This window comes from Zestosphaera sp., assembly GCA_038843015.1.
Taxonomy (GTDB): Archaea; Thermoproteota; Thermoprotei_A; order Sulfolobales; family NBVN01; genus Zestomicrobium.
Genome location: JAWBSH010000019.1, coordinates 1 through 7,125, shown reverse-complemented (window position 1 = coordinate 7,125; position 7,125 = coordinate 1). Strand labels below are relative to the sequence as shown.

The following is a 7,125-nucleotide window of genomic DNA, read 5'->3' as shown; positions in this document are numbered from 1 at the left end:
TCCGCTAAATAGGTGTTCTCAAGTCTGTATATGAAGCCACGGAAATATGTCATAACTGTTCTTAAGCTCTCTCTGCCAGACTTGTACTTCTCGATTAGATCCATCACATATTTTCTCTCACTCAACTTTAACTCTTCCTTTAAGTGGCCATATATGTGTGTAAACACGTTTACGTAGGAGTTCTGCGGGGGGTTTCGACATAGAGCCTTTACGAACTCGTCCCTGTATCTGTGAGCGACGTATTCGAGTGAGTATTCTTTTCTGCTCGCAACTAATCTCCCCAAGTTTTTTAGGGCGGTTTGGCTATGCAACATGACTAAATACTTGTATTTTCTGTGGAAGTCCACGAGCTCCTCGCTAGATTTTAAGCTAGAGAGAGTTGCTCTAAGCTCAGCTAATGAGAAGATCTTTGTTAAGAATCTAACCCTTACATCATAAGAGTAGAGTCTTTTTTCGCTCTCCACAGGAATGCATGAAAAAACCTCCTTGACTACCTTAGTGAAGACTCCGTCAGCTCTCCTCAGCACTCTTCTTGCTGCTCCATATACTTTCGCGTCTCCTACCCCGCAGGAAGGACTTGAGGACTTGAGTATTGCCCCGTCTATGGATAAGTCTCGCAAGATTCTTTCAGAGAACACCCTGATCTTCTCAGTGTAAGCCACTCTAGTAGCCGGGTCTATCAGATCTACCTGCCCACTTTCTTCATAAAGTATTAGGGGGTTTCGCGGGACACCCAGACCTATACCTACTTCCGGACATACTGGATATATGTTCACGTATTTCTTGAGTATTTCTATGAAGTTATCGTATATTATGTTACCGTCGTATCTAACTGGCTTTACGCCGAGACATTCACTAATGAGTATTATTGGCCTATGATATTGATTCATCTCTCCACATCCATTACTATTTAAGTATTCCCAGTTTATTACTTTAGTAGCACCCTTAAGGGGGTCGCCCTATTGCGGATCGGTGTTGGCTTTTTCTGTTCTACTTGGGATAACAGATACAGTACTAATCATAAGTTAAGACTTAGCAGACTTAGCAGAGAGACTCTCCTAGATACATTCGAGAGAAACCTCAGAGATTTCGTGAGGCTCTTAGAGCTCTCGTGCTCTATGGGCTTAACTATTTTCAGACTAGGTTCAGACTTCATCCCGTTTGCGTCTCACGAGAGATTCGAGAGAGACTGGCTTTATGAAATAGAAAAGAATCTTGAAGTAATAGCCGGCAGACTGAGAGAATACGGCATCAGAATTACTATGCATCCAGGTCAATTCGTCGTGTTAAACAGTCCGCGCGCCGACGTAGTCGAGAGGTCTCTGCGGGAACTAGAATATCACTTCTGGGTCCTAGACAAGTTAGGGCTAGGGAAAGAGAGCATAGTTGTGATTCACGTGGGCGGTGTCTACGGGGATAAGAGAGAAGCCCTCAGAAGGTTTACTAAGACGGTCAGAGAAAACTACTGGTTAACCAGAAGACTAGCAGTCGAAAACGATGAGAGATACTACACAGTAGCAGACGTAGTAGAGTTGGGTGAAGAGCTCGGCATACCGGTTGTTTTCGACTACTATCACCACGTGCTAAATCCTTCAAATTTTGACATAGATAAGCTCAGAGAAACCTGGAGAGGTGTCATACCCGAATTTCACGTATCGTCTGCTCCAGACAAAGGCCGTGCCCTCGGAGAACACGGAGATTACCTGAGATTAGAGGATTTCCTAGCTTTAGTAAATCTCTGGGAAGACCGAGGACCACTAGACATCATAGTCGAGGCCAAGAAAAAAGAGAAAGCTATAGAGAAACTACTCTTAGAGCTTGGAAAGCTAAGGATGGAGTTACGCAGGCCACCATGCTACCACATAGATGTTCACAACATATAAATCCCATATTCATACACGCAGCGACTAGAGTTTGGGTTTCATGTTGGTTAACGTAGTTTGTTGTTGACCTCTTGGCTTCACAGACCTTAAGGTGCCTTTCATCGGTGCCCGCGTCATCGGTCTTCATTCCCTTCAGGGTAGCTCCGACCCATAGCTCCCCCTTATATAGTTCGGGTTCAAGGCTGCAGGAAACCCCACATCCTGGCTTTGAACGCCCCACCCACTCGAGTCTTCACCACACACCTCACATCGTGAGCGAGCTCAACCCACAATAAAATAACCTACATCAGCCGATATGAACAGATACGAAACCCGAAACAACTACGTGAGGCGTTATTTAAGAGCTTGAGTTACTGTAGTGACATGTCTCTGAGCATGAATTCTTTTGGTTTTTCTTATTTGGTCACGGACTTCTTGACTACGAGGGATGCTGAGCTCATTTCAACTTAGTCGTAGTCCTCAAATGGTCTAACACGATCAACTAGGGAGGCGAATTTCAGAGACTCTTTCTATTAGTTACGGCTAGACCCATAAGAGAGCGAGTCTTTCATTCAGCCTACTTCTCGCTTTAAGGGCTAGGATTCTTCTTATAGTTAATGGAGATCTGAAGCTGTATTTTCTTACCATAAAGTTTATTTTCATAAATTACTCTATAACCTTGATATAAGTGGGTGTATCGATTAGGGAGCAGGAGGCTTTAAGGCGTGATGAGGGTGTTGAAGACTTATTTGGGGATTACACGCTCGTACGCCCCGGTGCTAATGTGTCTTGGTGCTCTTATAGGGATGTTGATCTCTAGAGGGTATAACCTTAGTTTATGGGAGGTCGTAACCCCGCTTCTGTCCCTATACTTCTTGACTGCTGCTTCATTCGTGTTTAACGACATTTTTGACTTAGAAGTAGATAAAGCCAACAATATAAGCAGGCCTTTAGTCACAGGAGAGCTTAGTCTAAACACGGCGTGGGTCTTGTGGGTAGTTCTGACGATTTCAGGGATAAGTTTGCTAGTGTTTCTTGTAAGTCTTGAACCGTCTCTCTTACTTATGGCATCGTACGCTTTATCACTTTTATACACCGTAAAGATAAAAAAGTACGGTTTGCCCGGCAACGTCGTAGTATCTCTTTTAGTCTCACTATCACTAGTGTACGGGGCGTTAAGCGTTAACAGGAGCTTTCCAGTCTCTATGTCATCTATAGTTTTTCTCGTTTTTCTCTTGAACCTAGCTAGGGAAGTTATTCAGGGGATTGCTGACGCGCCGGGAGACTCAATGAAGGGGGTGAGGAGCGTGTCTGTGAGGTATGGTGTTAGAGCTGCTAAGATTCTCGGAGGAGCTTTGATCATATTAAAGCTAGCATCTGCTCCGTTCATAATTCAGCTCGGTAATGCAAAGTTTTTCAATAATCAAAACATGTTATATGGTTATGTGCTGATCGCGGTAGGTTTTACTTATGTTCTCTACGAGCTTTGGGCTTCTGAAGGCGTTAGAGAGATAAGGAGAGTCTTAGCTTTGATAAACTTGCTCACAATAGCCCTCATAGCGTTAATTATAGCCTCGATTGCTGTGTGAGTTCAATGTGGGTTGACGTGTTCAGAGCGGTCTCCACGTTTGCTCTAGTCCCGCTAGCGTTAGTCTTTTTAGCTTCAATCCTCACTAGAAAAAGGAGAGTTACTCAAGATCTCGACCCTCCGGCCGAGAAGATAGCGTTTCTGGTACCTTTGAGAGAAGAAGTATATGAGTCGATAAAGACCACTCTAAACGCGATAGAAGAGCTGAACTATCCGAAGAATCTAATTGACGTCTACTTAATTGTGAAGAAAAGCGATGCAGAGACCCTAACCGCGACCAATAAAGTGCTTGGTGAGAACTGGAGGTTTAATCTAGTCGTTTATGAGTCTCCTGCGGAGAGGGAGCTGAAGGCCGTAGACCTTAACGCAGCAATTAGAGATGTGAGAGAGATACTCGAAGAGCATCAAGTAGTGGCAGTATTTGACGCCGACTTATGGTACGTAGACCCCGACCAAGCCTTGATCGCTACTTCAATGTTAAGGAGCGGATGTAGTTCTGTCTCGCCCAGAGTATACGCCTTCAGCGAGGCTCTGCTGGGGCACCTGACTCTCGCAGAAAGCGTGTCTTGGTATGATGGAGTCTTCAAGGGTCTAGAAGCCCTGGGGGCTGTTCCACCTTTAACGGGTAAGAGCTTGTACGTTAGTAGCTGGGTTCTCAGAGAGCTTGGAGGCTTTCCTGAAGAACTTGCAGAGGACGCGTTCCTAACTATAAGATTAGGCGAGAGAAACTTGAGGTCATGCTACGCTGATTCATACTCCTTCACTCTTCCGCCCAAGAGCGTCAAATTCTTTATGATTCAGAGAATGAGGTGGAGTCGGGCAATAGTTATCGCGACATCAAACATCATCTCTGCCCAGCTCTCAGCCAGGAAGAAGTTAAGTGTTCTCGCCCCATACTTACTTTCTCTCGACTTGGTAGTCTTCATGTTATCGTCGATCCCCTACGGCGTCGTCGCTGACGGCCTACTCAGTATCGCATTGTTGATAGTCGTTTCGACCATGATTTTCTTAAGACTTGAATCATTCTCGAGGAAATACCCTCAGTGTAGAACGAGTCTTTCTAAAAGAATCGTGTCTTCACTACTGTTTGTGCCGTTTATTCTTATCCAAGTTCTAATTCAGCTAATTATGTTGTTCAACAAGAATGATTCCTGGCGTAAAACCAGGAGAAGGTGAGGTTTATAAGGAGTTTAGACCTGCTCGAAACATACTGGTTACGTCGTCACAACGAGATCGAGATAGGTTATATTGAATCTTGAACAGCTTAATCTAACACTAGAAACATCTCATCTGGAAATAAGAGTTTTAAATCATGTAATGTTTTTATTCGTAAATTAAGTAAGGTTACTTAGGTAAGTCTCATGTCTCTTCCAGGAAAATCTCTAAAAATATCTATCATTGGAGCTGGCTCTGCTGTTTGGTCTACTCGAGTCTTAGTTGACATGATGCTGAAGAAAAGCCTTCACGGCGCAACCGTGTACTTGATGGATATCGACGAGAACAGATTGAGGCTAGTTTACAGTTTTGCCAGGAAGTATTCAAGCGAGATTCGTGTCGACATGAACTTCAAGGCGACAACAAGCTTATCCGAGGCTATCGCCGACTCAGACTTCATAATAAACAGCGCTATGGCGATGGGTCACAGTTACTACGAGATGATGAGAGAAGCGACTGAGAAGAAGGGATACTACAGAGGCATAAACAGCGTAGAGTGGAATATGGTGAGCGACTACCACACTATTTGGGGGTACTATCAATTCAAGCTCGCGATGACGATCGCTCGCGAGATCGAAGAACGCGCTCCACAAGCGTGGCTGATAAACGTTGCAAACCCTGTTTTCGAGCTTACTACCCTGATAAGTAGAACGACTAGAGTGAAAATCATTAGCTTATGTCATGGGCACATGGATTTTTGGAATATTGTAAAGGAGCTTGGACTAGACCCCTCGAAAGTCGAGGCTGAGATGGCTGGATTTAACCACGTGATATGGTTAACTAAATTCAAATACGACGATAGAAACGGTTACGAGTTACTGGATAAGTGGATAGAAGGAGAGTCTGAGAAGTACTGGAGGGTCTGGAGGCAGTCAACAATCAATCCCTTCGACATCCAACTCTCACCTGTTGCAGTAGACATGTATAAGAAATACGGTATGTTCCCTATAGGAGACACCGTTAGAGGCGGGACTTGGAAGTATCACTGGGACCTCGAGACTAAGAAGGAGTGGTATGGCCCGTTCGGCGGTCCAGACTCAGAGATAGGCTGGACACTCTACACTACCTACCTCCTCTATCAACTACGAACGATAAGGGATTACCTAGAAGCCGGAAATCTCCCTTTAACGATGCTCATTCCGCCCAAACCGAGCGGGGAGCAAGTAATCGACATCATTGAGTCAATAGTAACAGATACTCCTCGAAAATACCAGGTAAACATTATGAACGAGGGAGTTATCCCCGGCATACCAGATAACGTCGCTGTAGAGATTCCAGCAGTAATCGATGGGAAAGGCGTTCACAGAGTCTTCGTTAACCCGCCTAACAGTAGGATTATCAAGTACGTCCTCCAACCAAGAATGATGAGAATGGAGTGGGCGTTGCAAGCATTTCTCGAGCCAAGTAGAGATATTCTATTAGAGTGGCTGATGTATGATGTGAGAACTAAATCAGTCAAACAAGCTGAGGAAGCCATTGAAGCAATGTTGAGCCTGCCGGGGAATGAAGAGATGTCCAGTGTCTACAAATAGCTTTCTGACCTCCTCTCTTGAGGACCTAGCTTTGCGCCCGGTCCCGGAAGTGCCGCTCCACCCCACAAAACGTGAAACTCAGTAGCATTCTTCGCAGAGTTCAAGGATACTTAAGACCAATGAGTAAAGGGTCAGACGTGACTTTATTGGTTTACTATCCACAGAGAGTATCATGAGCCTGAATCATTGATTAAGACATGGCTCCTGCGTATGAGCATTCTCGCGCGGATGGTCTTGAAGAGTTTAAACTAGGTCTACCACCATCTCATGCTCTCTCTGTATCGTTCTAAATCTTCTCCCTTCTCTGGCTTTCTAAATATGAGTAGGTGCTCGTAGGATAGTAGGTAGAAATCCACGTAGTATTTCTTATTTTTATTGATATCGATCCAGTACTCATCCGCTACTTTCGTCAAGCCTCGCCATTTTTCTCGTGTAGTTTTTGTTTTCCACTGTAACTTCACTATATCTTCTTAAGATAAATCCTGCTTCAAGAAATGCTTGCATAGTTCTGAACGCTACTGGGACGTGGTGTCTACGAATTCTTATATCTCCTACGAGTATAGCGCAGTATCTGCCGGGCTTGAGAACTGATAACTCTCTTTTACTACCTCTCTCATTCTTTGGATATACTCATCTATGCTAGGAACAACTGATAGGTCACTCAATATGTTTCTGTGTTTTGAATGGTATTATGTTCACGTATAGGGGTGAGTAACTATGAGGTCTATAGATTCATCTATTACAGTAGTGGGAGGTTTCTCTCAAGGTAAACTTTATATAGGTTTACTACATGCATACTTGGGGTGTTTGAGTGAGTTATGTTACAGTATCTGCTAAGATTCCTAAGAAATTGAAGGAGCTCCTGAGTAGGTATGGTATAAAGCCTGGTCCTGTTATTAGGAGAGCTCTTGAGGAAGAAGTTAAGAAA

Annotated in this window: 7 protein-coding genes; 5 read left to right on the top strand and 2 right to left on the bottom strand. The window is 44.2% G+C overall.

Annotated features, from left to right (window positions below):
- The coding region (locus QXL29_08265; GenBank protein MEM2284580.1) for a DUF523 and DUF1722 domain-containing protein at positions 1 to 890 on the bottom strand (890 nt) is incomplete at its 3' end.
- 72 nt (positions 891 to 962) lie between these two features.
- Here QXL29_08265 and uvsE point away from each other — a divergent pair.
- The 5 genes from uvsE to QXL29_08240 all read left to right on the top strand — a co-directional run bounded on the left by uvsE (position 963) and on the right by QXL29_08240 (position 6,197).
- Complete coding sequence (gene uvsE, locus QXL29_08260; GenBank protein ID MEM2284579.1) at positions 963 to 1,883, top strand: UV DNA damage repair endonuclease UvsE; 921 nt, start codon at positions 963 to 965, stop codon at positions 1,881 to 1,883.
- Positions 1,884 to 2,550: 667 nt separating this feature from the next.
- Positions 2,551 to 2,682, top strand: a complete 132-nt coding sequence (locus QXL29_08255; GenBank protein MEM2284578.1) for a hypothetical protein — start codon at positions 2,551 to 2,553, stop codon at positions 2,680 to 2,682.
- Positions 2,669 to 3,451 (top strand): UbiA family prenyltransferase, encoded by a 783-nt coding sequence (locus QXL29_08250; GenBank protein MEM2284577.1) that lies wholly within the window; start codon positions 2,669 to 2,671, stop codon positions 3,449 to 3,451. Before QXL29_08255 ends, QXL29_08250 begins: the two co-directional genes overlap by 14 nt.
- A 5-nt stretch (positions 3,452 to 3,456) precedes the next feature.
- Complete coding sequence (locus QXL29_08245) at positions 3,457 to 4,626, top strand: glycosyltransferase (protein ID MEM2284576.1); 1,170 nt, start codon at positions 3,457 to 3,459, stop codon at positions 4,624 to 4,626.
- Between the two features lie 185 nt (positions 4,627 to 4,811).
- Entirely contained in the window at positions 4,812 to 6,197 is a 1,386-nt protein-coding gene (locus QXL29_08240; protein ID MEM2284575.1) for an alpha-glucosidase/alpha-galactosidase, read from the top strand.
- A gap of 254 nt (positions 6,198 to 6,451) precedes the next feature.
- On the opposite strand, the gene QXL29_08235 is transcribed toward QXL29_08240, so the two are convergent.
- Positions 6,452 to 6,610, bottom strand: coding sequence for a hypothetical protein (locus tag QXL29_08235; GenBank protein ID MEM2284574.1), 159 nt, complete (start codon positions 6,608 to 6,610; stop codon positions 6,452 to 6,454).
- Positions 6,611 to 7,125: the final 515 nt, after the last annotated feature.

What these genes read in the sequence shown, in the direction of transcription:
- QXL29_08250 (MEM2284577.1), top strand. Translation starts at nt 2,669, where the DNA reads ATGTTGATCTCTAGAGGGTATAACCTTAGTTTATGGGAGGTCGTAACC.
- QXL29_08245 (MEM2284576.1), top strand. Translation starts at nt 3,457, where the DNA reads ATGTGGGTTGACGTGTTCAGAGCGGTCTCCACGTTTGCTCTAGTCCCG.
- QXL29_08240 (MEM2284575.1), top strand. Translation starts at nt 4,812, where the DNA reads ATGTCTCTTCCAGGAAAATCTCTAAAAATATCTATCATTGGAGCTGGC.